This is a genomic window from Herbivorax alkaliphila (genome assembly GCF_030848475.1).
GTDB lineage: Bacteria > Bacillota > Clostridia > Acetivibrionales > Acetivibrionaceae > Herbivorax.
The window spans coordinates 1-2,499 of the sequence record NZ_JAVDDS010000110.1 but is presented as its reverse complement, the minus strand read 5'-3'; the positions used below and the strand labels follow the sequence as shown (position 1 = coordinate 2,499).

Annotated in this window: 2 protein-coding genes; both read left to right on the top strand. The window is 36.3% G+C overall.

The window, feature by feature from the left end:
* Positions 1-126 precede the first annotated feature (126 nt).
* Positions 127-1,389 carry an O-acetylhomoserine aminocarboxypropyltransferase/cysteine synthase family protein gene (locus RBH29_RS17435; RefSeq protein ID WP_306698284.1) on the top strand — a complete coding sequence of 421 codons (1,263 nt, stop codon included), beginning with the start codon at positions 127-129 and terminating at the stop codon, positions 1,387-1,389.
* A 249-nt stretch (positions 1,390-1,638) separates the two neighbouring features.
* A complete protein-coding gene (locus RBH29_RS17430; RefSeq protein WP_306698283.1) occupies positions 1,639-2,337 on the top strand; it encodes a 5'-methylthioadenosine/adenosylhomocysteine nucleosidase in 699 nt (232 codons plus the stop codon).
* Positions 2,338-2,499 lie beyond the last annotated feature (162 nt).

Sequence of the window (2,499 nt, the reverse complement as noted above, 5' to 3'; positions counted from 1 at the left end):
TATAAAATCGCGCGCATGCCGCCCCATCCGTGAGGCGGGTTTACTAGGGTAGGACTTTGAAGATTTTTTGTCAACTAATAATTATGTGTAATATATTTTGATTTATAATGAGAAAGGAGATACATAATGAAAGATGAAACAAAATGCTTGCATTCTGGACATATGCCTAAAAATGGGGAGCCAAGAGTAATGCCTATTGTTCAAAGTACTACTTACGTATTTGATTCTACAGAACGCATAGGAGAACTTTTTGATATGCCTACAGCACATATGTATTCAAGATTTTCAAACCCAACAGTTGAGGTTGTTGAAAAAAAGATTGCAGATTTAGAGGGTGGTGTAGGTTCCTTGTGTACTTCTTCGGGTCAAGCGGCTGCCATTTTCTCAATTTTAAATATATGCAATAGTGGAGATAGTTTTATCAGTGCTTCTACAATCTATGGAGGTACTGTGAATTTATTTGCTGTAACTCTCAAAAAATTAGGAATTGAATGCATTTTTATCGATGCAGATGCAGACGAGAAAACCATACAAAAAGCTTTCAAGGTAAATACGAAAGCTGTATTTGCAGAGACACTAGCAAATCCAGCAATGTCAGTGTTAGATATCGAAAAGATTGCACAAATAGCACATAAAAATAATGTTCCATTAATTATTGATAATACATTTGCTACACCAGTATTATGCAAACCGATTGAACATGGTGCAGATATTATTGTACACTCAACATCAAAATATATGGATGGTCATGCGGTGCAAGTTGGAGGGGTAATTGTAGATAGTGGTAAGTTTGACTGGGCAAATGGGAAATTTCCTGAATTTGTGACCCCGGATGAATCCTATCATGGAGTAGTATATACTAGAGATTTTGGTAATAATGCTTATATAGTTAAAGCTAGAATGCAACTCATGAGAGATTTTGGGGCTTATCCATCAGCACACTCAGCATTTTTGCTAAACCTTGGATTGGAGACTTTACCGATTCGTATGGAAAGATATTGTGAAAATGCTCTTAAGGTAGCACAATATTTAAAGAACTGTGACAAAATTGAATCTGTAAGATACCCCGCATTGGAGGGAGATAAATACTACGATTTAGCAAGAAAATATTTGCCAAAAGGGACATGTGGTGTTATCTCATTAACTATAAAAGGTGGAAAATCTTCAGCGATTAAATTTATGGATGGATTAAAGATTGCTTCTAATGAAGTTCATGTAGCAGATATTCGTACCTGCGTGCTACATCCTGCAAGTGCAACCCATCGCCAATTGACTGATGAGCAGCTTATTGCAGCAGGCGTAAATCCAGGAACTATTAGATTATCAGTTGGACTTGAAAATGTGGATGATATTATTCAAGATATAGAACAAAGTTTGAACTGCTTATAAGGGGCTGACGTCCTGTCAGCTTCTGGGCTTCGAAGGCGCGCGACTTTACATAACCATATATCTGAGTAAAGGGCCTTCTTACGGGTCATCCTGCCCGCAGATTTCCGTCTAAGATAGGAGCTATCTAAGACGGGAATCCGCCGCAGATACAAAACGTTAGATGACAGAATTAATTAGGTATTAAGTTCTGATGATATTGTATAGAACGATAATAGTTTCTAAAAGATTATTGGATTAGGGGTGCAAATGATGATAGGAATAATTGTTGCAATAGATGAGGAAGTTGAAACTTTGATAAAGAATTCTAAGGTAATAGACATTGAGACAGATAATGTTACTAAATTTTATCATATAGTTATAGGGAAACAAGATGTTATTTTGGCAAAGTCAGGTGCCGGTAAGGTTAATGCTAGTATGACAGTCACAAAAATAATAGAGAAGTACAATCTTAAATACATAATTAATACTGGAATAGCGGGAGGCATAGGTTCTTTAAAAATTGGCAGTTTAGTTATTGGAGACTCTGCTGTATATTTTGATGTAAATATGTCATCCCATAGGCATAAATATAAGTATGGACAAGTAAGAGAGCTACCACTAGAATTTAAAGCAAACAGAGATTTAGTAGCAAAATTGTATAAGTATTGTGATGATAAAAGTGTTATTAGTTATATTGGTACAATAGCAACAGGAGACCATTTCGTCAATAATTTAGAATGTTTAAAAAATATTATTGAAGAGATTCCAAATATTACTGCCGTTGATATGGAGTCAGCAGCTATAGCACATGTATGCAGCTTGAACAATATTCCTTTTGCACTTATAAGAGTAATATCTGATATAGTCACAGAAGATTACAAAGAGGATGAATTTGCACTAAACATTAATGAAGCATGCACTGAATTAGGGAAAAGACTTATAGAGTATATTTCTATGGAAGATGAATAAAAATAGCGTTGAGCGGCAACTTCCATTAATTCCGTCATCTAACAAGCCCAGTCACGCAAAGATGCGGAGGGTCAAAGCCAAAGAAGTAGTTCCGCACCACAGCTTTTCGCCAAGTGCAGTCGCACTAAGGCTCAAAGCCGTCGTGACTGGCAGACGTTGAAC

Coding starts and splice junctions, on each gene's coding strand:
- RBH29_RS17435 (WP_306698284.1), top strand. CDS start 127: ATGAAAGATGAAACAAAATGCTTGCATTCTGGACATATGCCTAAAAAT.
- RBH29_RS17430 (WP_306698283.1), top strand. CDS start 1,639: ATGATAGGAATAATTGTTGCAATAGATGAGGAAGTTGAAACTTTGATA.